Here is a 22,545-nt window from a genome sequence, read left to right on the forward strand (position 1 = left end):
TAGGAGGTCATGCATGTTATGTATGTTGCAGGGGTAATGTCCGGTACTTCGTTAGACGGAATAGATGTAGCACTCGTTCATATAGATGGAAGCGGTGTAGGTTCTAAAGTTGAACTCATCCATTTTACTACTGTGCCATTTTGTAATGATATGAAAAATGATATCCAGCAGGCATTATCAATAGAAAATTCAAATGTACAACTTATATGCAGTTTGAATTTTAAACTCGGTTTACGCTTCGCAAACGCTGTAAAGGAAGTTTGTAAAGAGGCCAATTTTCCTTTGAGACAATTAGATTTAATTGGTTCTCACGGACAAACGATTTATCATCAGCCACAGCAAGATGGAGGTATGATTCCTTCTACATTACAAATTGGAGAACCAGCAATTATAGCGTATGAAACGAATACGACGGTTATTTCTAATTTTCGAACGATGGACATGGCAGCTGGAGGACAAGGAGCACCACTTGTATCATATTCAGAGATTATTTTATATCGTCACCAAACTAAAAATAGACTACTACAAAATATCGGCGGGATTGGTAATGTGACTGTAATACCAAGTCAACTAAGTGAGAAAAGCGTTATAGCATTTGATACAGGTCCAGGTAATATGGTAATGGATGAAGTATGTCAAAGGTTATTTCAGTTGTCATATGATCAAAATGGTAACATTGCAAAACAAGGAGTAGTTGTAGAAGAGGTTTTGACATATTGTATGAATCATCCATTTTTGAAAATGAATCCACCGAAATCAACTGGTAGAGAACAGTTTGGAGAAGAATTTGTCAGTGAGTTATTAAAGCGGTTTGAAAAGCATAGTAAAGAAAATATATTGACGACTGTCACAAGGTTTACAGCAAGTTCAATTGTTTATCATTATAAGGAGTTTATTCTGCCGTATTATGAAATCGATGAGGTAATTCTAGGTGGTGGCGGAAGTTATAATGATACACTTGTAGAAATGATACGGCATGGATTGAAAGAAGAAAAATGTGCATTATTCCTTCAAGAAGATATAGGCTATTCTTCAGAAGCGAAGGAAGCAATCGCCTTTGCCATTTTAGCAAATGAAACATATCATCGTAATCCAAGTAATGTGCCGAGCGCAACAGGTGCTAAGAATTCCGTAATTTTAGGGAATATAACATTCCCTCCATACGCAGATGAAAATGAGGCGAACATATGAAGTATATGATTGGAGTAGATGGCGGGGGAACGAAGACAGAGGCAATTGCATTTGATCAAGATGGAAATGAAGTTGTAAGAGGTACGAGCAGATTTGGAAATGTATTAATAGATTTTGACCAGGCACTTTTGCATATTATGGAAGCAATTAATCAATGCCAGAAGAGTTTAATGAATGAGCATTGCGTTTGTATTTGTTTAGGATTAGCTGGTATAAGCGGAGGGAATACAAATGAATTAACATTACGTTTAAAAAAGAAATACGGAACAAAAATTGAAATTTTTAATGATGCAATGATCGCGCATGCAGCTGCTTTAAAAGGTAAGGAGGGAATATTAACTATAGGTGGTACAGGTGCAATTTGTATCGGAAAGAAAGGGGAAGTATATCAGTATAGCGGTGGATGGGGACATATTTTAGGAGATGAGGGGAGCGGATATTGGATTGCATTACAAGCTTTAAAGAGAATGGCAATTCAGTTCGATCAAGGAATCAGTCTTTGTCCATTGAGTTTGAACATTCAAAGGCAGTTTCAACTTTTGACACCGTCTCATATAAAAAGCTTAGTATATACTTCTTCTAAAGATAAAATTGCAGCAATCGCGCCATTAGTTATTCAGGAAGCGAGAAATGGCAATGATGATGCGTATGAAATTATGATGCAAGCTGGAAAGGAATTGGCAAGGATTACAGTAAGTGTTTATAACAAGTTGAACTTTAAGCACTCAACGCCAATTGCAGTAAGTGGCAGTATATTGCGTTTAGTTCCTGAAATATTTGCTGTATTTAAGAAATGCTGTGAAGATAGTATGAAAGAAATTACATTCGTATCACAAGCAGAAATGGCAGTGAAAGGAACATATTATTTAATGAGGGATATATATTTTTAAAAATAGTGTATGAGAATTTTTGTATGATTTGTAAAAATATGATGTTAAAATGTATAAAGGGATGTATGTTAAAAACGTACAATATACGTAATAATTGAATATTGTATATGTAATCCCATGTAGAAAGTGAATGATTACATGATTAATAGTATGCAGTTTTTATATTTGGTGGCTTCTTATTTAATTGGAAACATATTGACCGCTTATATAGTAACAAAATTGAGACATAACGTTGATATTAGGGATGAAGGAAGCGGAAATCCTGGCGCAAGAAATATGGGGCGCGTATATGGAAAAGGGTATTTCATCGCTACATTTTTAGGGGATGCGATTAAAGGGGCAATCGTTGTTGCTGTAGCAAAATATCTTTTTGAAGATCCTACATTCGTAATGTTAACATTATTGTCCGTTATTATTGGACATATTTACCCAGTTTTATTTAAAGGCAAGGGCGGTAAAGGTATTTCAACATTTATAGGAGGACTAATCGCATTTGATTATTTGATAGCGCTTACCCTCTTAGGCATTTTTATTGTATTTTATTTAATATTTAAAGGGTTTACGAAGCCAGGACTAATTACAATTGCTTGTTTACCAATTTGTATGATTCTTTATTCTTATTCTATTGTTACCACTATATTAAGTGGAATGATTATTGTACTTATTCTATATGTGAATCGAGAATAAAATGAATGTTTAATAAGTGGGGATAATCTCCACTTATCATTTTTTATTAAATAGATAAAGGAGATAAGGCATGGGGTTAATTTATAAAGTTGCTGATCAAGATTGGGAATTTGAAAGTATACATAAATTAAATTATAAAACTTTTGTGGAAGAGATACCACAACATGAAGAAACGAAAGACCGGTTTCGTATAGATCGGTTTCATAAAGAAAATACATATTTAATTTGTTTAGATGAGGATAGATTAGTAGGTATGGTCGCAGTGCGGGGAAAACGACCATTCTCGTTAGATTATAAAATCTCAAATTTAGATGTTTATTTGCAAGAGCATGGAGAAAAAATGTATGAAATTCGTTTACTTTCAGTAGAACGTGAATATAGAAATGGAAGAGCGTTGTTAGGATTAATTCGTTTTCTACATCGTTATTTGCTTCTAAACGGATATGAATTAGCACTCATTTCTGCAACAACACGTGAACTAGCTTTATATGAGCAAATGGGATTCAAATCTTTCCATACGTTAGTTGGTACAGAAGAAGCAGCCTTCCAGCCAATGTATGTTACCCCTGCTATGTTTGAAGAGTCGAGTGTTGGGGGGATTATGACGAAAGAATATACGTTTTTACCTGGTCCAGTAGATATTGAAGAGAACGTTCGAAAGGCATTTTCTACGCGGCCTATTTCGCATCGCTCTAAGTCATTTCAAGTGATGATGGACAATGTGAAAAAACGGTTACTTTATATGACAAAAGCAAAACATGTACAGCTTATGTTAGGAACAGGGACGTTAGCAAATGATGCGATTGCTTTACAGTTACGTTCTTTAAAAGGGAAAGGACTAGTATTAACAAATGGGGAATTTGGTAATAGATTAGTTGGACATGCAAAACGAGCACAGTTACATTTTGATACGTATAAAAAGGAAATGGGAGATCCATTTATTTATACCGAATTAGAAGAAATCATGACAACTGGAAATTATGAATGGATTTGGTTTGTTCATCATGAAACATCTACTGGAATGTTAAACGATTTAAACGAGCTAAATACTCTTTGTAACGAGAATCAAATAAAACTATGTGTAGATTGCATAAGCTCAATTGGAGCAATACCATTAGACTTGAAGGATGTGTATTTTGCGAGTGGTGTTAGCGGTAAAGCGATTAAATCATATACAGGAATTTCTTTCGTTTTTTATAACCACATTGTAAAAATAAACGAGGCTGTGCCAGCCTATATGGACATTGGCATGTATGAAGAAAATGAAAGCATTCCATACTCACAATCATGGAATTTAATTTATGCATTGCAAGAAGCGTTGAAGAGATTTGAAGATGAAAAGGTATTTGTAAAAATTAAAGAGACATACGAATATGTTGAAGAAGTTATTACTGATATGGGCTTAAAGCTTGTTTCACCTAAAGAACATGCCGCGCCAATTATACTTACTATTGTATTAAGCGAAGACCATTCTTCTAAAGTAGTAGGCGATGCATTAGCATTACAAGGATACATCGTTCATTATGAGTCATCTTATTTACAAAAGAATAATTGGATCCAAATTGCATGTTTAAATCATTATAAAGAACGCGATATGAAGAGGATGTTAAATTGTTTGCAAATGTGTTTATTTCAGAGTGGGGTACATATATAAAGATTTTTTCTTTTCGTATAAAGGAGCTACGACTTACGAAAACTTAGAAATAGAACTTTGGAAGAGGTGTCAGTATGATAACTAGAAAACTACCATTACATATAGACGATATTAAAAAAGCTCACAAGATTCTAGATAGAAATGCTCGTAAAACGCCATTAGTAAAATCTTTTTATTTGACTAGTAAAACGGGCGGAGAAATACATTTGAAATTAGAAAATATGCAATTAACGGGTTCTTTTAAATTTCGTGGCGCATTTAATAAAATGTCACGGCTCACGGATCAAGAAAAAGAAAGAGGTGTAATCGCATGTTCAGCAGGTAATCATGCACAAGGAGTTGCATTATCTGCTCATTTACTCGGTATTAAGAGTAAAATTGTTATGCCAATTTCTGCACCTCAGGCAAAAGTTGAAGCAACAAAAGGATATGGATCTGAAGTGATTTTACATGGTGAAACCTTTGATGATGCAAAGGTAAAATGTGAAGAAATTATAAGGGAAACAGGTGAAACATACTTACATCCATATGATGATGTAGAGGTAATGGCTGGTCAAGGTACAATTGGATTAGACATTCTTGATGATATGTGGGATGTAGATACTGTCATTGTACCAATAGGTGGAGGCGGAATTATTTCTGGTATTTCTGTAGCATTAAAATCTTTTAATCCATCCATTAATATAATTGGTGTCCAAGCAGATAATGTTCATGGAATGAAGGCATCTTACGATAAAGGCGCAATCGTAGAACATTATGAGGCTCCTACTATTGCAGATGGTTGCGCAGTTAAAATACCAGGAGAATTAACATTTGAAATTGTAAAAGAATTAGTAGATGATATTGTAACTGTATCAGAAAAAGAGCTGGAAGTAGCGATGAAAGATTTATTACAACGTGGGAAAGCTGTTGTAGAAGGTGCAGGTGCATTAGCAACTGCTGCACTTCTTGCGGGAAAAGTTGATAGTTATATAAAAGGGAAAAAAGTAGTGGCTGTTATATCTGGTGGGAACGTGGACTTACAGCGCATATCAAGTGTATGTGAGCACTTTTTTGTCGCTAATGAAGTGAAATAGTTTTATGAAAGAAGAGCTAAGAGAAATGATCTTAGCTCTTACTTTTTGTCTACCATTTACTGTAAGTAGCAATAAACTTGCAGAATTTGCTGTCTAATGAATTGTTTTATTTAAGCGCCTATTTTTACACATATCTTTAATGTTACAATAATTATTTCAATATTGTCGAAACGTAAGCAGAAATTTAATATAATAGTTTTAATGTGCTAATGAGCGGTGAGGAGGGCAGGTCATGAATAAAGAAGAACAGGTCATGAACGGTTTCAGGGAATTATATAATAAGCTGGTTTGGCTTAATAAAGATAAGATGGAAGAAGGTCTTAAAGGGTTTAAGTCTTCTGAAGTCCACTGTATTGAATATATTGAAAACAATGCAGATTCTAACGTGACACAACTCGCAGAGGCTTTTTATGTGACTCGCGGTGCTATAAGTAGAATGACTAAGAAGCTCATACAAAAAGGCCTTGTTGAAAGTTACCAAAAGTCAGAAAATAAGAAAGAAATTTATTTTAAGCTTACCGAACAAGGGAAAGAAATTTATAAAATCCATGAAAATCTGCACAAAGAGTTTCAAGAGCGGGATAAAGCTGTATTTGAGCAAGTAACTGAAGAAGAATTCGACAGTATAATTAGCTTTGTGGAAAAGTATAGTAGACATTTGGATGCAGAAATAAAGAAACAAGGTATACATATTAAATCGTAATACATTTTAATAATAAAATGGCAGCCTTACTCTAATATGAGAATAGGCTGCTTTTTTATTATTTTATCTTTGTTGACTAATCAACAAAACAGGGTTATCATTTTGTTGACAAAGCAACAAAACATTTTAAGGAGAGAAGTTAAATGTCTATATTTAGATCACAAAATGAAAGGGAAACTGAAAAAAGCATAGATAAACATGCGTTACTATTCGGACTTATTTCTGTATTTCTTTGTGGTATAGGTTTCAGTATCATCATGCCTGTAGTCCCATTCTTAGTACAGCCATATACAAGTAATCCGGAAGAACAAGCATTAGTTGTTACACTACTAACTTCCGTATATGCGGCCTGTGTGTTTTTAGCTGCTCCAGCACTCGGGGGTTTAAGCGATAAGTATGGCCGTCGTCCATTACTTTTAATATGCTTATTTGGTTCTGCAATTGGGTACTTAGTTTTTGGCATAGGAGGAGCTTTATGGGTATTATTTGCTGGACGGATAATAGAAGGTATAACAGGTGGGAGCATAAGTACTATCTTCGCATATTTTGCAGACATCATTCCGAAAGAGCAGAGAACGAAATACTTTGGATGGGTGAGTGCAGTTGTAGGTGCGGGAACTATTATTGGACCAACTCTTGGGGGGTTACTTGCAAAGTTTGGTCATTCTGTACCTTTATACTTTGGAGCGTTCATAACTTTATTAAATGTTTTATATGGTATGAAATACATGCCTGAGAGTCTTGACAAAAATAACAGGTTAAAAGAGATTACTTTTGTAAGGTTAAATCCTTTTGCACAGCTAGCAAATATACTTTCCATGAAAAATTTAAAATGGTTACTTATCTCAGCGTTTTTACTTTGGATACCTAACGGATCTTTACAAGCAATTTTCACGCAATTTACAATAGATACTTTCAGTTGGAAACCTGCATTAATCGGACTTATGTTTTCAATTTTGGGCTTTCAAGACATTGTTTCACAAAGTTTTATCATGCCAAAGCTTTTAATCAAGCTTAGTGATAAACAAATAGCAATTCTTGGGATGGTTTCGGAGATTATAGGATACAGTTTTATTGCAGCATCAGCTGTATTTTCACTCTCTCCACTACTTATCGTTGGAATGCTAATGTTTGGTTTTGGGGATTCAATTTTCGGGCCTTCATTCAACGGGATGCTTTCAAAGTCTGTCAGTTCTAATGAACAAGGAAGGATTCAAGGTGGAAGCCAATCTATTCAAGCTTTAGCAAGAATGATTGGTCCGATTATTGGAGGACAAATCTATGTATCACTTGGTCATGCCGCACCTGCTTTTATGGGTATGATTCTTATAGTAGCGGCAATAGCAGTTTTGTATAAGGGAACGTATGAAACTGTATAACAGATAGATATAAGAACAAATAAAAGGGAGTCAGAACTTAGGAACAAGTGCTGATTCCCTATTTGTTTACGGTTTGAGAGCTAAGAGAAATGCTTTTGTTTAGGAATTTATTCTGCTATGCTCTCATGGTGAAGGGTAATATTCAGTGAGGTGGAACTATTATTAATTACAGTTAGCTTTATTTGAAAGTAAAAAGGTAGGTAAATGACTAGATAATTTCATTATGCTTGTGCTGAAGTAAATAATGATTCCATCTTTACTTTGCTCTTCTCTCGAATTTCAGCATCTGCGTTATCCTTATAGGGACAAAAATTTTAAAACGAGAAGACAAATAGTCTCTCATTACCCTGAAGTATAATGGGGGAAGTTTCTTGTTGGGATTCTTAAAAATTTAGAAAAAACTTTCTCAACATTGTTTGAGAAAAGAGTGAAACGAATGTTCTAAATTTTATGATAAGATGAAAATAATAAAAAAGAGCAAAAAGACCCACGGCGTTACAGTAGTGCGGTAACACAACTGTGACGTTTTACCCTAGCGAATGTAGGTAAAACTTTCCATGAGTCAGCCTCAAGTATATCATACTTCAAATAGTATTAAATCCATATGGAACGTTTTCTTGTTGAGAAAATCAGGGGCTGTGTCTTGTGTTCTATTTGGGAGGATACGGATGAGGGCTTTGATGAATGAACTGAATAACACGATTCAGTCAAATAATATTAGTACAAGAAAGTTAGCGAAAGATACAGGTATTAGTAGAACAACAATTACAAATGGTCTGTCCTTTGTAACTGGAGAAATGAAATTTGATGTTTTTGAAAAATTGGTTCGTCATGTGTATAAAAGTCCCATAGAACAAACAAGAAGGATTAAAGATTTTATTTTACAGTGTGGAACTAGCTTGAATGTAAGAAAAGCATTGAGTTATTGCCAGGTAGCAGGAGAATACGATCTTATAGATATGTTAATCGAAAAATTCAAAATGGAAACAAAAGATCCGGATTTCAAGAAGCTTCAAAAAGATGTACGTAAATATTTAAATGTATACAATCTATATAACCATCGGAATATGAATCGGAAAAAAGGACAAAGTCTTCTGGAGGAAATATACAAAACACGTGTTTCATCAGATTTGGAATGTCAGGTATTATTAAATACATTACTAATGGCAGCAGAATATGATAGACAAAGGTATAGTGCTATGTCATCATACGCGGACGCGGCAGAAGCTTATGTCGCTAAGATGGATAACGGTTATATTAAAGATTGTTTACGCATGCAGCATATGGAACGAATTGCGTACACTCAGTTGCATGCCAATGAAATTGATAGCTGTAGAGCTACGTGCCATGCCATTATAAATTCCGAATTGAATTTCACAGTTGTAAAAGCTACAGCATATTGTTGTTTAGGTGAAAGTTATATTTTTGAAAATCCATTAATGGCGGAAAAATATATCTTGAAAGCTATTCAATGTCTTGAAGGTATAAGTTCACCGAAAGGAACTCAAAAATACAATTCTTTTAAAACGACTCTTGCCTTTTTATATATTGAGTTCGGATTTAATTTAGATAATATTGATTTTGATTTTATTAGTGAGGGTGATCTTGCTTATTATGAGTGTTTATATGGTGATAAGCAAAATGGTTATAGAATTTTTGAAAGGTTAAAAGATCAAGGTCTATCGGCCTTCCAAATGTACTATCTTTCTAGAATTGAAAATGATACAATTATGGCGAGGGAATCTTTAGAAAAATTTGAAAAAACGGGAAGTATAATATATGCGCAACTTCCAAAGCGCATTTTAATAACTGAAGGAGTGTTGTAAAATGAAAAAAATTTTAGTCACTACATTATGCGCACTTGCGTTATCAATTGGGGTTATCGGTGCTGGTGCAGATCAGACTAAAGATTTAGGTAAAGAAAAAGCTACTGTACATACTAAAGAAGTACAATTAATGATGGTCGATCCCGGTGGGATGTAATATAAATGAATAGTTAAAAAGACGCTACTTATAGTAGCGTCTTTCGTCTTTTATAGGCGTGTCACGTTTTTGAAAGTTTCGGAAAAAATATACCACTTGATACATATTTCACAAATTGGTAAGGATGAAGGGGAGGAAATAAGGTGAAAAAAGAGACGGCCAAACAAGAAACAAAACGCTTAATTAGGGAGTTGTTCGGAGCTGAAAAAGTAAGTTGTGATATGAATTATCTAATGGAGGAGTTGTATAAGCAAGGACAGATTACTCCGGAACAGTACAAACAAATTACAGCTATATTGCAACAAAAAAAGGAATAGCATCTGGCTAATCCTTTTTTACTTATTGCTGCTTTCTTTGTAGGAGTTGTCTTAATAAAACATTAGCAATTTCAGCTTGCTCATCCGTAATTTCTACCCCATCAGAATGAAGTCTGCCTTGATCTAAAAAGTCTTTTACATTAAAGTTAAGACCGTTTGGATTTTCTGTTCTTCCTAAGATGAAGTCTGTAGTAGTATCAAATATGTCTGCTAGCTGTACAAGAACCTCAGCGTTTGGTTTTCTTTTATTTGTCTCATATCCACTATACGTAGAATCGTTTTTACCAATACGATCTGCGACTTCTTGCATTGTCCAACCGCGTCTATTTCGTAAGAATTTTAATTGAGTTCCTATATCCATACTTTTTACCCCCGTTAAATTCTCTTTTATATTTTTCATCGATTTTATTTTTTATAAATTTTATAAAAATATATAAAACGTTTTTTATTTTTTTGTTGTTATCTATATATAAGATAACACTTTATTGGACAATTACACAATGGTAAATACACGCATATTGCAAGTGAAATTAGATGAGTGTTCATAAAAAAGTTGAAAAATCACTTTACTTACTTGCAAAACGCCAGTATAATAAAAATCATTAAAGGTTGTCTGGAGGTGGACATATGAAAAGGACTTGGTTAGCGGATTTACGTGGGAAAAAACGTATGTCGCAGGCGGCTCTAGCGGATAAGGTTAGTGTGACTCCTGGTCATATAGCAGATTTAGAGACTGGTAGACGCGATCCGGGAGGAAAATTAGCCTTGCAAATCGCAATTGTACTTGGGTTCCCTATGGAACATTTTTATTTACCTACTTACTTGCAAAACGCCAGTAAAAAAGAAGTTAGACAATCGTTTGAACTGGGATTTCCACCAAAAGAAGAATTTTTAGAGCATTATCCTCATTACGTAGAAAAAACTGTAGGGGGCTGAGGAGTGTGGGGAAAAAGACATCCGGCTTATACGTCCGTAACGAGTACTACGGTACAGAGAAAAAGGAAGTTCTATTTCAAGAAGTATACGAAAAATATTTAGGTGTTAAAGTAACGGTCACAAGAAAGAAAAAAACAGAAGTAAAGGCAAGTTAAAAAATTGAAAGGAGGTGATACACATGCAACGGTACGTGACTTATGCGACTCGATTAGTAAAAGCAAAAGACGTAAAAGCTGTATGTTGCGAAAGTAAAAATTACTTCAAGAATGGCTCAGAAGAACAAGCGGTAAACACCATGTTAAAGCTAACGGAAAGGAGTGAACGTGTTGGCCAACATTAACGAGATTTTCGTAGAAGGTTTCCAGTCACATACAAATAGCCACTTTAATTTAGGAAACGGACTGAATGTAATTACTGGACCATCAGATAGTGGTAAAACATCCATTATACGAGCAGTTCGCTGGGTAGCATTTAACGAACCTCAAGGTGAGGCTTTCGTAAACGAATCAGTGGGACAGACTACTGTAGCGATTCACATGGATAACGGCATTATTATTTCAAAGCACCGTAGAAAAGGAAAAACATCGTACAGAATCCAAACGGATCCAGGTGATGCAGGAAGTGTATTTGAGAAGTCAGAGGTACCGGAAGAAGTAAAACAATTACTTGGTATCACAAAGCAAACATTTGGGGATTTTGTTACTGCTTTAAACTTTGCATTCCAGCTTGAAGCACCTTTCTTAATAAGTGAGACACCGTCATCGGGTGCGAAAGTTCTAGGTAAGTTAGCAGGAACAGAAGCTGTCGATCTCGCGGTAAAAAGTGTTTCAAAAGATACATACGCAGCAAGGCAAGAGAGGTTACTAGCTGAAAAAGAAATTGAGAGATTAGCAGGTAACTTACTCGAGTACTTGGATGTGGATGATAAAGTACAGCAGTTAAAAACAGCTGAAAGTTTGATGGAACATGTAGAAGAATTGCATAAAAAGAAAGATGTACTGCAGCAACTACAAACTCAACAACAGATAGCATTTGAAAAATTCCGTGTAGCGTTTGTTGAGGATGAGAGACTCTCAAAAGTGCCGGTTCTTATACAAATACTTGAAGAAACAGAAAAAGACCAGCAGCGTCTGCAAACACTACTGGACTTACAAAAAAGATACGAGTCACTGTCCACCGCCAAGAAGACATTGACTGAAACATTAAAACAATTTGATGGATTAGTAGAAGTAAGTAACTTGTTACAAGATTCTACTAAATCCGAAGAAATATATTCTTTGCTTTCTATCTTATCACAAAACTATAAGAAGTATAGTCAAGTATTACAAGAAGCTCAATTACAGGTCGAGAGGTTGACTGTAATTGAAAACATTAATGTAGCTGTGATTGAAGAGGAAGTAAAGAAAACGGATGAGTTAAAGAAACTCTATGTACAACATAGCGTGGTTAAACAAGGCTACGAAAAAACAAGTAAGGATGTAGAAAGGTTATCTATACCTGGTAATGCGTCAGATCAACTACAAGAATGCGAAACAAGTATTACACAACTAAGTCAAATAAGTGTGCTCTTACAAAAATACCAGAATATACACAACTATTATATGAGCTGGACAAGTCGTGCGGAACATTTAAATGTTCCGAGAGAAGTGGTAATACAGATTGCTAATACTGAGAACAATGTCACTCATTTAGCTGAATTAAAAGAGTTGTTACGAAACTATATGATCTGGCATCAAAGAGTACGTCATAGTACAAGCGCATTAGAACTATATGAAAAGCACATTGAAAATTACACAAAGGAATTGGAAGAGACATGGACCGAGGCTGGTGGAGTTTGTCCGCTATGCGAATCGCCGATGTCTTTTGAACATTCTCATTGAGGGGTGATTAGTAGTGATTGATACGGAAAAAATGAGCGAGTTTTTACAAACAGCTGAGAGGCTGAATAATTCATTAATGGAAATTAATGAGGTTATTGAAGCTATTGACGATACATCTAATGTTTTAAAAGTCTCACTATTTCATAAAAAATTTAATGAGAATTTATTAGTGAGTGAATCAGAAAGTATAGGAGAAAAGAGTATTGATTTTGCTATCCGACCAACTGTATTGGCCTGTTTAAGAGATCAAAAGAAGTTTCTTGAATCAGAGCTACAAAATTTACTATCAAAACAACTTGAAGGGGGAAATGAGTAATGGAATTAAAACAACGTATTGAAATTGCAAAAGCAAATTTAAAGAAAGCAGAAACAGCAAAAATCCAAGCAGAGGCGGAAAAGTCTTCAGCTGAAAAGCAATTAACGGAAATCGCTGAACAAATGGCGCAGTACGGGGTAACGCCTGAAACGATCCAGGAAGAAATCAATAAGCTTGATACATCAGTTAAAGAAAACCTGGAGCATGTAGAACGACTCATCCCGCAGGTATAAGGAGGCTATTTTTATGTACGAGCTTCTAAAAGCAAGAGCGGATATCCGTCAGGCAAGCGATAAATTGAAAATGAAAATCGGTCAACGTGATTTGTTAGTTAAGCAACAAAAAAGCGCAGAAGCAAGAAAAGCAAAAGCTGAGGAGCAACTTGGGGAGTTTGATTTAGTACAAATTCTTCTCCAAAAGACAAGTGATTATGCAAGGCAGCAAGCAAAACGTCGTATAGAAGAAATTGTTACGTCAGCTCTTACAGTTGTATTCGATAAAGACTACAGATTCGAAATTGAAATTGCCGTAAAAGGTAATCAACCGGTAGCAGAGTATTGGCTACAGTCTGAGGATGTACGGACACAATTAAAGCCACCTGATTATGATCGCGGTGGTGGTGTAGCAGACGTAGTTAGTTTAGCGCTCAGATTGGCTGTTGGAGAAATTAGTGGTGTAAGAGGACCGTTATTCTTAGATGAGGTTGGAAAGCACGTGAGTCAAGAATACGCACCAAATGTGGCGTATTTCTTGAAGGAGTATAGTACGAAATTTAAACGTCAAATCATTTTAATTACGCACAGTACTCATTTAGCTGAGATAGGTGACGTAGCACTTGGTGTGACTCAAAAACAAGGAAAAAGCATAGTAACTGCTTTATAGAAAGGGGGATTTGGATATGTGTATTAAGTGCTTTGTAAAAGAATTAGCTGCAACGGTAGCAGGTGTAGAAGTGACAGAGGAAGTTGTAGGTAAAGCAACTGAAGAACAAGTACGCGAGTTACGTAGAATTCGTAAAGAAACGGAAGCTATTAAGGAAGTAGTAGCTAAGGAATTAAAGGCTGAACTTGAACCAATTAAAGAAAAATATAAAAAGAAATTAGAAAATGCAACAAAAGGATTAGAGGAATGGCGCGATGCAGTATGGGCTGACATTCATTCTGAATTGGGTGTTAACGGTAAAGATGATTTGACGTTAGATGCTGAGACAGGTGAAATCACAAAACAAGTTATCAAGAAAAAAGAATCAAGTAACCTTCACTGATGCACCACATTGTTGAAGGTGGAATTACTTTAGATACAACGTTACGCGAAGCACGAAAAAGCAGAGGTGAGAGTATGAAGTTTCTATATTTCGGTGATCCACATATACGAGGTACAAACCCTCGTAATCGTAAGGATAACTACAAAGAGGCTTTAATTGCGAAGTTCCGTGAGATTTTCGCACTAGCTAAATACAAAGGTGTGACAGCAATTATACAACCTGGGGATACGTTTGATAGGCCTGAGGTTACGACAAGCGTGTTACTAGAATTCGCAAAGGTATTGAAAGAGAGTCCAGTTCCAATTTATACAACAGCTGGTAATCACGATATTTACGGCTACAATCTTGCAACGTATGAACGAACAAGCCTTAGAGTACTGGAGTTAATCGTCCCGCAGCTTACAGTCATTAATGATCCTGGGCAAGCTCATATGTTTCACCAAGACGGTAATCACGTCCAGTTAACATTTACACCGTACAGTGATCAAATTGATAAAGCTGGTTATGGTTATTCACCAGAAGTTACTGAAGATTATGAGTCAACTAAAATACATGTAGCTCACGGTATGTTACTTGACCATGATCCACCTTTTGATCGGTACACAAAAGTACAAGATGTAAAAACAGATGCGGATTTGGTTTTGTGTGGCCACGATCATACAGGTTTTGGTGTTTACGAGCGTTCGGATGGAAAAGTGTTTGCGAATATCGGAAGTATCACACGTTTATCGGCTTCGGAAGCTGAGATTAATAGACCAATACAAGTTCTTCTTATCGATGTAAAATCACCAGGTGTTTTTGATTTAGAACGGATTCCGCTTCAAAGTGCAAAACCTGGTGAAGAAGTACTTGACCGTAGCCGGATTGAAGCTGAGAAGAAACGAGCGTATGCGATGGAAGAGTTTGCCTCATTAATTCAAACGGAAACAGGGGAAGATGTGCTAGTCGATATTAATACGATTGTTGAGAGTATTGCTGAGACAGAAAGTATTAATCCGGATGTAGTAGAAATAGCGTTAACGAAAATAGCGGAAGCAAAGGAGGGATTACGAACATGATTGTAAACAAACCGCAGTTTGATGAGAATGAACTAGGCGAAGGCACGGCGGTACAGGTCACAAGTGGTAACCCGTTTAGACGCCCTAACTATAGTAATAATAAACATGATTGGAATGCTGTAGTAATAGAGTTTTCACCGTTGATGATAAGTGTAGCTGGTTACAACAAAGAGGAACATGATCGAGTAGAAACGATGAACATAACAATTGACTCAATTGTTAAAGAGCACGTGACGCTTAAAAAGTTAGTAGTAGAACTACCAAAAATTCAATGTGAGGTGGGACCAGAAAATGACTGAATTAAATAATCAAATTCGTAGTTTACAAGAGGAGCATGGGAAAGAAAAGCTACTTGCAGCGGCAACAAAAATTTTAGGTAAGAAAGTACCGACTGACTATGTTCGAGTATTAGATCCACTTGAATTACAAGCATCCTTACAACAAATTGATGCTGCAGTACAGGATGTTCTTGAAAAAGGTAAAGCACGTGAAGAAGCTTATGGAAAAAAAGCAGATCTAATTAAGCAAAAAGTGAAGCTGAAAACTGCAGTAGAGCTGAAAGAAGCAGAGGCATTTATGCAAATTCAAGGTGAGGGACGTAACCAATACGCTTATGTGAATGATCAAAAAGTGGCTCTCACGAATGATACGTTACGTGATGCGTACCGCCTGCATTACAGCAAAGAAGAACGTCAACTACTTACAGACGTAGAGCAAGAGTTAGCGTCCATCGATATCAAAATTTATCAAACAAAAGATGCTTGGGAAACAGCTAAAGAATCAGCGGATCTTGTAAAAGCAAAAGCTTATGTACAAGCGAATCTACTGAAGTTTTTGGCATAGGAGGTTGCTATGGATCCAAAACAAACAGCAATGAGAAATAAACAGCGTGAACGTCAGCAACGTGGGGATGATTTCCAAGCCGAAATCAGAAGAAGCTGGAGAGAAATTCCGAATGTATGGCGCATGAGAATTGCAGATGGTGCAGGTGCAACTCGTCCAGGTGACGAGATTGTAATAACACCTGAAGTAAATATATTAGCTGAAATGAAACGTACAGAGAGTCGTAGATTTTCACTAGATTATATGAGACCGAATCAGATTATCGGATTACGGGATTTTGATCAAATTATTGATAGAAATTTAGGTTTAGTGTTTATCAGTTTTCTAAACGATAGTAAGGGGCTTGACGAGGCTTACGCATTCAGACTTATTACAGCTCTTATTCATATGAAAAAACGTAATGTGAACCACATAAAACTTGAGGAATTTCAAAATCAGACGGTTCCCTGTGTACCACTTCCAAGACTTACATACCACGAACCTTCTTACGATCTATCGGGGGTGCTCACTTGCTACAAATCTTTGTAAAACACAACATCCGAATAAGAGGTGCTAGTACACCTCTTAAGGCAGCAATTACTAAGGCGCTAACATTTGATAATCCAGCGTATTTGAAAGCAAAAAAACAACGTAGACCTACATGGGGGGTACAAGCAAAACTTGAATTGTTTGTACATGACAGAGGCGATATTGTTACGCCTCGAGGTTTCTTGTCAAAGCTAGAAGAGGTACTGAAAAACTTAGGTTACGACCCAAGTAAAGTTATTACCTCACAGATTTCATATGGCCGAGATGTTAGTTTCGGGGAATGGGATGACGGGTTTGTATTAAAAGAGGACCAGACACCGATGGTTGAAGCACTTATGCAAGAAAACGGAATAGGTGTAGCACCGGCTGGTTCAGGTAAAACCGTAATGGGCATGCGCTACATTTACGAAAAGGGTAAAGCAGCATTATGGCTTACGCATACAAAAGACTTAATGTATCAATCCGCAAAGCGAGCTAAGGCTACAATGCCTGATATCGGTCGTATCGGATTTTTCGGTGACGGCGTACATGACTGGGGAGACGGTAAACTAATCGTTGCTACAGTACAAACCTTGCAGCGAAATCCACAAATAATCGATGCATTAAATGATTTTATCGGGACGGTAGTAGTGGATGAAGCCCATCACTTTCCAGCAATACAATTCATTGAAACGGCTGGGAAGTTAACGGCTGAAAATGTGATCGGTCTCACCGCAACACCTTCCCGAAAAGATGGATTAGAAATCTATATGTACAACGGTGTAGGTCCAAAAGTGTATGAGATTAGCAGAGACGGAATGTATGAAGCTGGGAGACTGATAAAACCGACAGTGAAATTCGTATATACCGAGTTCAATTACGAGACGGCAAGTAACCGTAACGAGATTGATAGTGTAGATGCTGGTGGAGAAGATCTCGATTATACAGACCTAATAAGGCACCTCATTTCTGATAAAAAGCGTGCGAAGTTAGTTGCTGAGAATATTGTTGAGTCTGCAAGTTTAGGGCCATCCATTGTTATAACAGAATCAGTTCGCTACTGTTTCGTACTTGAAGAACTCGTAAACCGAATGGCAAAAGCAAGATTCGGTATCGATGTTAGAACAGCTGTAGTACACGGGGGTATTAGTCGTTATACCTGGAGAAAAGCAAAAAGCGAAAAACATGCACAGCAGCTTATCAATAGTGGTCATGCGGTAGATAAAAAGCAAGGTAAGTACGGTTGGCAGGTAAAGGTTGCTCAGTATTCAGAAAAAGAAATTCGCGAATGGCAAGTAACAAAACAACAACGTAAAGACATTTTAGAAGCTTGCGACCGAAAAGAAGTAGATATTTTGTTTGCCACTCAGTTAGCGCGTGAAGGACTGGACATGCAGCATTTAGTAGTTGGTCACATGGTAATGCCGAAACGTGGTGACTCCCGTGAGAGTAATAGTGGTTCATCAGTAGAGCAAGAAATTGGGCGTATCATGCGTCCAGATCGGAACAATCCGGATAAAGAAGCATACTGGTTCGATTACGTTGACTACAATGTTGGAGTATTTAAGGACCAATATCACAGCCGTAGGAAAGTATACAGCAGAATCGGGTTAACGGTACCAAGAAAGCCGAAAACAGAACGCGATACAGTGGCTGACTTCTTAAATGATATGCCTTGGTGAAAGGGGTGATAACGATGGAAAAGTACGAATATGTGGGTGCGCTTTATGAAATCACAGAACTAATTGCTTCAACGAAAGAGGTGAAGTAAGTGGGTTTGAAAGAAACAGGTCAAAAAATTGTTAAAAAAGTGATAAGGGTGTTTGCAAGAGGATCCGGTAAAAGTTTATCTCTTCAACGAGGAATCCCGATAATAGTTGAGGTTCCAGAATACGATTCGAAAGATTACGAGATTTCGTATAACAGAAAAGTAACCTATCGAAAAAAGAAAAGCCAAGCAAAACGAAAAGCATGGAAAAAACATGGCCTACAGGGGCGCGGGAGGAAAAAATAATGACACAAGAAACAAATCAAAATGAAGTAGTGGTACAAAATAACGCGGTGGCGAAAAGAAACGATGGCAGCAATTATATTTCAGCAATTTTAGAAGAAACAAAGCAGGGATTCGTTGAAGCGAATAACGGTCTTGATATGGATTTTGTCCGTATGGGCGAGTGGTTAACAGTTAACAAGAAAGGGAATTTCGTAGAAAAAGATGATGAAAATGTAATGTACGGTGACAATATTGATGTAGTAATCGGATACGGTGAGCAACGTTGGTCTGTATGGGGGAAACAGGATTCTCCTGAAGATGGTCAGTTGATCGTGGCGGAAAAAACAAAAGAAGATGCGGAAGTTGTATTCAATCAATGGCTAGCTGAAAACCCTCAAGCAGAAGAACGTTATGAATTAGATGATATTCAACTTCGCTATATGGCGTCAGTTGTTCCAGTATCAACGTTAAGCCCAGAAGACTTCCCTCGTATCTACTTAATGAGCTTTAGCCCAACAGACACAATTATTTTCGGGCGTTTTGCGATGAATGTGTATACAGGGAAATATAAAGCTCTAGGTGTTCCGTCTAAATTAGGTGTCAATAAAATTGTTACACGCTTAGTAACAACAGAACGTAAAAGTCGTACAAACGCTAGTAACCAATGGATCGGTATCGACTTCCAACCTGTTGGTGTATTTAAACCAGAAGATTACGGAATTAACGTAGAAGAAACAGAACAAGCTTCAGAATAATTAAGGAGGGCGTCTACAAATGGCAAAAAAGAAAGATAAAACAAGTGAGTATCAATATGTAGACGCATGGTACAGCAATCAGAACGGTAGAAGCATTCCGTGGAAACGAATCCCTTCCTCTGAAGTGAAGCAATTCCAAACGGGAGAGGCATTCAATTTCAATTGCTTTGCTACAGTTCAACGATTTGCGAACGACACAAAAGTAAAGGGGGAGGCATTTATTGCTCCCTTATATTTTGACCTTGACCATGCGGAAGACCCATCAGTCAGCCAAAAGGATGCAATAAAGCTGGTGGAATTTTTTACGAAAGAAATGGACATTCGTGAATCGGATATGTGGATTTACTTTTCTGGATCAAAAGGATTCCACATCTTAATAAGCTCCGATGCGCTCGGTATTGAACCGAGAAACGACCTTCATAAAATCTTCAAACATATGGCTGGGTACTTAGTACATAGACTAGGACTCACGTCACTAGACCTTGTGGTGTATACAGAAAAGCGGATGATTCGTTTACCGAACAGTATGCATCAAAAAACAAACCTATTTAAAACAGAAATTAGTGTAAATGAGTTAAACAAATTAAAGCTGGAAGAGATTAAAGATTTAGCGAAATCACCAAGACATGCTGACGATCTACCTTATACGGCAGAAGAACGTAAAAAGGCGATGAAATACAGACCTCGTACAGGGTATTTACTAATAAATAAGACAGAAGAATATGAACAAGCTGCGGCAACGAGTGCTCGTAAGTATACGAAAGAAGAATTCCAATTTAAGAAAGACAAACCGCCGGCATGTGTCGTCGATATTTTAAATGGTGGCTGGAAAAAAGACGGTGACCGAAACCAAGCAACAGTACAGCTTGCATGTTACTTCAAAGACGCTGGCTACACGAGAGAAGAAACGTTGAAAGAACTAGAGGAGTGGGTACTTAAGTTCACTTCTGAGGATAACGAGTATGGTAAGCAACAACGTGTTGCAAATACTAGAAGTGTGATAGATGCGGTATACAGCGGTGATAATACATACAAATTTGGTTGTGCGTTTATTCGTTCACTACATGGCGAAAAGAAACCAGGAAGCAAAGATTATGAACGTGTAGCGTGTGCCGGTGATATGTGCCACTGCATTAAGAAGAATGCGGAAGAAGAGGAAAACGCAAAGCTGCTACATTTAGCAGAAACGGGTAACGCAGACCTTACTGGAAAGCTTGTAAAAACGCGTGTCATGGTTGCGGGTAAAAAACATACGCCTTACATCATTCCGAAAAACATTGAGTACCATTGCTGGGGCAGGGAAAGTTGTAAAAAGGTACATTGCCCTCTATACGACATCCATACGCATACAGGATACAAAGACCTAGGTGTAAGTGATCGGGAAGTTATTCAAATGACGGGTGTAGGTGACGATAACATAAAAGGTATTTTACGAGAAATATCAGGCATACCGAATTGCCCGAAATACAATACGGATATTTTAGAGAACATGAACGTGGAAGAGTTACTTGTAATCCCAATGGCTGAAGAAGACGACGAAAAACAAGAGCAGCATAAAGGGAATTATGTACTACGAAAAGTGTACGCCGTAAATGGACTAAACGTAAGTGAGAATAAGTACTACGAATTAACAGGTTATGTATACCCACATCCAAAGAATCAGGAGTCAACACTACTTGTAAAGAGTGCGGTACCGCTTCAGGATGTGGTTGAAAGTTTTGAGCTAAATGAACAAGTGAAAGAAGATTTAGCAACATTTCAGCCGGCAGATTATACAGCAGAATCGATTGAACAAAAGTTAGGAGCTATTTGTAACGATTTAACGTACAACGTAACACACATCGTAGAACGCGATGAAACGCTACTTGCAGTATTGTTAACACTTCATAGTGTCCTTCGCTTTAAGGTACCGTGGGATTTAAATCCGTTACGTGGTTGGGTGGAATTAAAAATAGTAGGTGATACAGGTACTGGTAAGTCCGCCCTCATTGAAAAAGTAATGAAATATGCAGGACTTGGAACACGAGTGAATGCAGAAAGTACGTCTCGTACAGGTCTAACGTACAAGATGGAACAGTCAGGTGCTCAAGGTGCATGGTACATCGTTTGGGGTGCGTGGCCGTTAGCTGATAAAGAAATGATTTGGATTGATGAAGATACAGGTATTACGAAAGATGATTATGGTGAAATGACACTTGCACGTTCTGACGGGAAGTTAGAAGTTAAACGAGCTGTAACAGCTGAAACTCCTTGCCGTGTACGTGTCATTATGTCAGGGAACGTACCGAAAGGGAAACGACTTGCTGATTACTCTCAAGGCGCAGAAAGTTTAAAAGATATTTTCAATAACGAGGATATACGTCGTTTTGACTTTGCAGTTTTTATGAGAGCGAGTGATGTGGATCCTGAGTTGTACAACCAAACGCTTGCTACGTATCCATCGATTATACAGAAGGATACTTTGAAAAATAACATCTTATATGCTTGGTCACGTAAGCCAGAGGACGTGCTATTTACAGACGGTACGATTGATAAAGTACTGGAAGTTGCGACAGACCTTGCAAAAGTATATGGAAATGCGAATGACATACCACTTGTTTCTCCTTCAGATCAGCGGAATAAAGTAGCTCGTTTAGCAGTAGCGCTTGCAGCACTTACACATTCAGTTGATGAATCAGGTGAAAGAATTCAAGTTTGGCCGGGACACGTTGAGTTTATTGGGGAGTATTTAAAAGCTTTATACAATGCTCCAGGTTGCGGCTTAAATTACTATGCTCGTTTAGCAATAAAAGAGGAAGAAATGACAGAAGAAAGATACCAGAAGTTTACGGCAGATCTTAAGAAAATCGATACGTTAACAGGCGAAATGAAATTCTACGAGTTTATCAAACTGTTCGCTCAGCAGAAGTATTTACGACTTGGTGATGTTGAGGCAATGCTGTCTATCGATAAAGAAGAAGCGAAAGCAATCGTAAATCAATTAGCGAAAATGAGGATGATCCTTTTAACAAGTGGTGGCTATCGAAAAACGCCACGCTTTAATGCATACATTGCGTATTGCATGAAGAAAGGACTCTTTGACCATATACAAGATGAGTACTACTAATTATATG

The 22,545-nt window shown here is 37.1% G+C and carries 27 protein-coding genes and 1 pseudogene; 26 read left to right on the forward strand and 2 right to left on the reverse strand.

Annotated features, from left to right (window positions below):
- The first annotated feature begins 18 nt into the window (after positions 1-18).
- The 7 genes from anmK (at position 19) to D1166_RS11900 (ending at position 7,580) form a co-directional block, all read left to right on the forward strand.
- On the forward strand, positions 19-1,191 hold the full coding sequence (anmK, locus tag D1166_RS11870) for an anhydro-N-acetylmuramic acid kinase AnmK (RefSeq protein WP_098220991.1): 1,173 nt from the start codon (positions 19-21) through the stop codon (positions 1,189-1,191).
- Positions 1,188-2,081: a BadF/BadG/BcrA/BcrD ATPase family protein gene (locus tag D1166_RS11875; RefSeq protein ID WP_000876620.1), complete on the forward strand. Its 894-nt coding sequence runs from the start codon at positions 1,188-1,190 to the stop codon at positions 2,079-2,081. Before anmK ends, D1166_RS11875 begins: the two co-directional genes overlap by 4 nt.
- A gap of 138 nt (positions 2,082-2,219) precedes the next feature.
- Positions 2,220-2,768, forward strand: coding sequence for a glycerol-3-phosphate 1-O-acyltransferase PlsY (plsY, locus tag D1166_RS11880; protein ID WP_000610873.1), 549 nt, complete (start codon positions 2,220-2,222; stop codon positions 2,766-2,768).
- A gap of 70 nt (positions 2,769-2,838) precedes the next feature.
- Positions 2,839-4,422, forward strand: a complete 1,584-nt coding sequence (locus tag D1166_RS11885) for an aminotransferase class V-fold PLP-dependent enzyme (RefSeq protein WP_000523046.1) — start codon at positions 2,839-2,841, stop codon at positions 4,420-4,422.
- A gap of 74 nt (positions 4,423-4,496) precedes the next feature.
- Complete coding sequence (tdcB, locus tag D1166_RS11890; RefSeq protein ID WP_000632959.1) at positions 4,497-5,498, forward strand: bifunctional threonine ammonia-lyase/L-serine ammonia-lyase TdcB; 1,002 nt, start codon at positions 4,497-4,499, stop codon at positions 5,496-5,498.
- A gap of 232 nt (positions 5,499-5,730) precedes the next feature.
- Positions 5,731-6,201 carry a MarR family transcriptional regulator gene (locus D1166_RS11895; RefSeq protein ID WP_001030901.1) on the forward strand — a complete coding sequence of 157 codons (471 nt, stop codon included), beginning with the start codon at positions 5,731-5,733 and terminating at the stop codon, positions 6,199-6,201.
- A gap of 143 nt (positions 6,202-6,344) precedes the next feature.
- Positions 6,345-7,580 (forward strand): MFS transporter, encoded by a 1,236-nt coding sequence (locus D1166_RS11900; RefSeq protein WP_000021820.1) that lies wholly within the window; start codon positions 6,345-6,347, stop codon positions 7,578-7,580.
- A gap of 221 nt (positions 7,581-7,801) precedes the next feature.
- On the opposite strand, the pseudogene D1166_RS32320 reads toward D1166_RS11900, so the two are convergent.
- Positions 7,802-7,873, reverse strand: a pseudogene (locus tag D1166_RS32320) (YkvA family protein); the annotation flags it as partial.
- A 375-nt stretch (positions 7,874-8,248) separates the two neighbouring features.
- Here D1166_RS32320 and D1166_RS11905 point away from each other — a divergent pair.
- The 3 genes from D1166_RS11905 to D1166_RS31245 all read left to right on the forward strand — a co-directional run bounded on the left by D1166_RS11905 (position 8,249) and on the right by D1166_RS31245 (position 9,880).
- Complete coding sequence (locus tag D1166_RS11905) at positions 8,249-9,406, forward strand: AimR family lysis-lysogeny pheromone receptor (RefSeq protein WP_255422440.1); 1,158 nt, start codon at positions 8,249-8,251, stop codon at positions 9,404-9,406.
- A 1-nt stretch (position 9,407) separates the two neighbouring features.
- Positions 9,408-9,563 carry a hypothetical protein gene (locus D1166_RS31240; RefSeq protein ID WP_000723157.1) on the forward strand — a complete coding sequence of 52 codons (156 nt, stop codon included), beginning with the start codon at positions 9,408-9,410 and terminating at the stop codon, positions 9,561-9,563.
- A gap of 143 nt (positions 9,564-9,706) precedes the next feature.
- A complete protein-coding gene (locus D1166_RS31245) occupies positions 9,707-9,880 on the forward strand; it encodes a hypothetical protein (RefSeq protein ID WP_000712297.1) in 174 nt (57 codons plus the stop codon).
- Positions 9,881-9,902: 22 nt separating this feature from the next.
- Here the strand turns inward: D1166_RS31245 and D1166_RS11910 are convergent, their stop codons facing one another.
- Positions 9,903-10,241: a helix-turn-helix domain-containing protein gene (locus D1166_RS11910; RefSeq protein ID WP_000351123.1), complete on the reverse strand. Its 339-nt coding sequence runs from the start codon at positions 10,239-10,241 to the stop codon at positions 9,903-9,905.
- A gap of 266 nt (positions 10,242-10,507) precedes the next feature.
- Here D1166_RS11910 and D1166_RS11915 point away from each other — a divergent pair, with 266 nt between their 5' ends.
- From D1166_RS11915 to D1166_RS11980, 16 genes are all read left to right on the forward strand, one after another.
- A complete protein-coding gene (locus tag D1166_RS11915; RefSeq protein ID WP_044797236.1) occupies positions 10,508-10,816 on the forward strand; it encodes a helix-turn-helix transcriptional regulator in 309 nt (102 codons plus the stop codon).
- Positions 10,817-10,821: 5 nt separating this feature from the next.
- Positions 10,822-10,971, forward strand: a complete 150-nt coding sequence (locus D1166_RS31250) for a hypothetical protein (protein WP_000516901.1) — start codon at positions 10,822-10,824, stop codon at positions 10,969-10,971.
- Positions 10,972-10,994: 23 nt separating this feature from the next.
- Positions 10,995-11,156 (forward strand): hypothetical protein, encoded by a 162-nt coding sequence (locus D1166_RS31255; protein WP_001190219.1) that lies wholly within the window; start codon positions 10,995-10,997, stop codon positions 11,154-11,156.
- Entirely contained in the window at positions 11,140-12,696 is a 1,557-nt protein-coding gene (locus tag D1166_RS11920; protein WP_118043314.1) for an AAA family ATPase, read from the forward strand. The genes D1166_RS31255 and D1166_RS11920 overlap by 17 nt, the downstream gene beginning before the upstream one ends.
- A 13-nt stretch (positions 12,697-12,709) precedes the next feature.
- A complete protein-coding gene (locus tag D1166_RS11925; RefSeq protein ID WP_097877455.1) occupies positions 12,710-13,012 on the forward strand; it encodes a hypothetical protein in 303 nt (100 codons plus the stop codon).
- Positions 13,012-13,245, forward strand: coding sequence for a hypothetical protein (locus D1166_RS11930; protein ID WP_000421150.1), 234 nt, complete (start codon positions 13,012-13,014; stop codon positions 13,243-13,245). The genes D1166_RS11925 and D1166_RS11930 overlap by 1 nt, the downstream gene beginning before the upstream one ends.
- 13 nt (positions 13,246-13,258) lie before the next feature.
- The gene (locus D1166_RS11935) at positions 13,259-13,894 is read left to right on the forward strand and encodes a chromosome segregation ATPase (RefSeq protein ID WP_000273132.1); all 636 of its coding nucleotides are present in this window, start codon (positions 13,259-13,261) and stop codon (positions 13,892-13,894) included.
- A gap of 16 nt (positions 13,895-13,910) precedes the next feature.
- On the forward strand, positions 13,911-14,276 hold the full coding sequence (locus D1166_RS11940; RefSeq protein ID WP_118043315.1) for a hypothetical protein: 366 nt from the start codon (positions 13,911-13,913) through the stop codon (positions 14,274-14,276).
- Positions 14,276-15,334, forward strand: coding sequence for a metallophosphoesterase family protein (locus D1166_RS11945; protein WP_000546453.1), 1,059 nt, complete (start codon positions 14,276-14,278; stop codon positions 15,332-15,334). The genes D1166_RS11940 and D1166_RS11945 overlap by 1 nt, the downstream gene beginning before the upstream one ends.
- On the forward strand, positions 15,331-15,633 hold the full coding sequence (locus tag D1166_RS11950) for a hypothetical protein (protein WP_000636793.1): 303 nt from the start codon (positions 15,331-15,333) through the stop codon (positions 15,631-15,633). The genes D1166_RS11945 and D1166_RS11950 overlap by 4 nt, the downstream gene beginning before the upstream one ends.
- Positions 15,626-16,177, forward strand: a complete 552-nt coding sequence (locus D1166_RS11955; RefSeq protein WP_118043316.1) for a hypothetical protein — start codon at positions 15,626-15,628, stop codon at positions 16,175-16,177. Before D1166_RS11950 ends, D1166_RS11955 begins: the two co-directional genes overlap by 8 nt.
- A gap of 9 nt (positions 16,178-16,186) precedes the next feature.
- Positions 16,187-16,705 carry a M48 family metalloprotease gene (locus tag D1166_RS11960; protein WP_044797241.1) on the forward strand — a complete coding sequence of 173 codons (519 nt, stop codon included), beginning with the start codon at positions 16,187-16,189 and terminating at the stop codon, positions 16,703-16,705.
- Between the two features lie 83 nt (positions 16,706-16,788).
- Entirely contained in the window at positions 16,789-18,366 is a 1,578-nt protein-coding gene (locus D1166_RS11965; protein ID WP_118043329.1) for a DEAD/DEAH box helicase, read from the forward strand.
- An 89-nt stretch (positions 18,367-18,455) separates the two neighbouring features.
- Positions 18,456-18,698: a hypothetical protein gene (locus D1166_RS11970; RefSeq protein ID WP_000523222.1), complete on the forward strand. Its 243-nt coding sequence runs from the start codon at positions 18,456-18,458 to the stop codon at positions 18,696-18,698.
- A complete protein-coding gene (locus tag D1166_RS11975) occupies positions 18,698-19,432 on the forward strand; it encodes a hypothetical protein (protein WP_000191309.1) in 735 nt (244 codons plus the stop codon). Before D1166_RS11970 ends, D1166_RS11975 begins: the two co-directional genes overlap by 1 nt.
- 19 nt (positions 19,433-19,451) lie before the next feature.
- On the forward strand, positions 19,452-22,538 hold the full coding sequence (locus D1166_RS11980; RefSeq protein ID WP_118043317.1) for a DNA primase small subunit domain-containing protein: 3,087 nt from the start codon (positions 19,452-19,454) through the stop codon (positions 22,536-22,538).
- The last annotated feature ends 7 nt before the right edge of the window (positions 22,539-22,545 follow it).

The sequence above is a fragment of the Bacillus sp. ISO11 genome (genome assembly GCF_003458115.1).
Taxonomy (GTDB): domain Bacteria; phylum Bacillota; class Bacilli; order Bacillales; family Bacillaceae_G; genus Bacillus_A; species Bacillus_A cereus.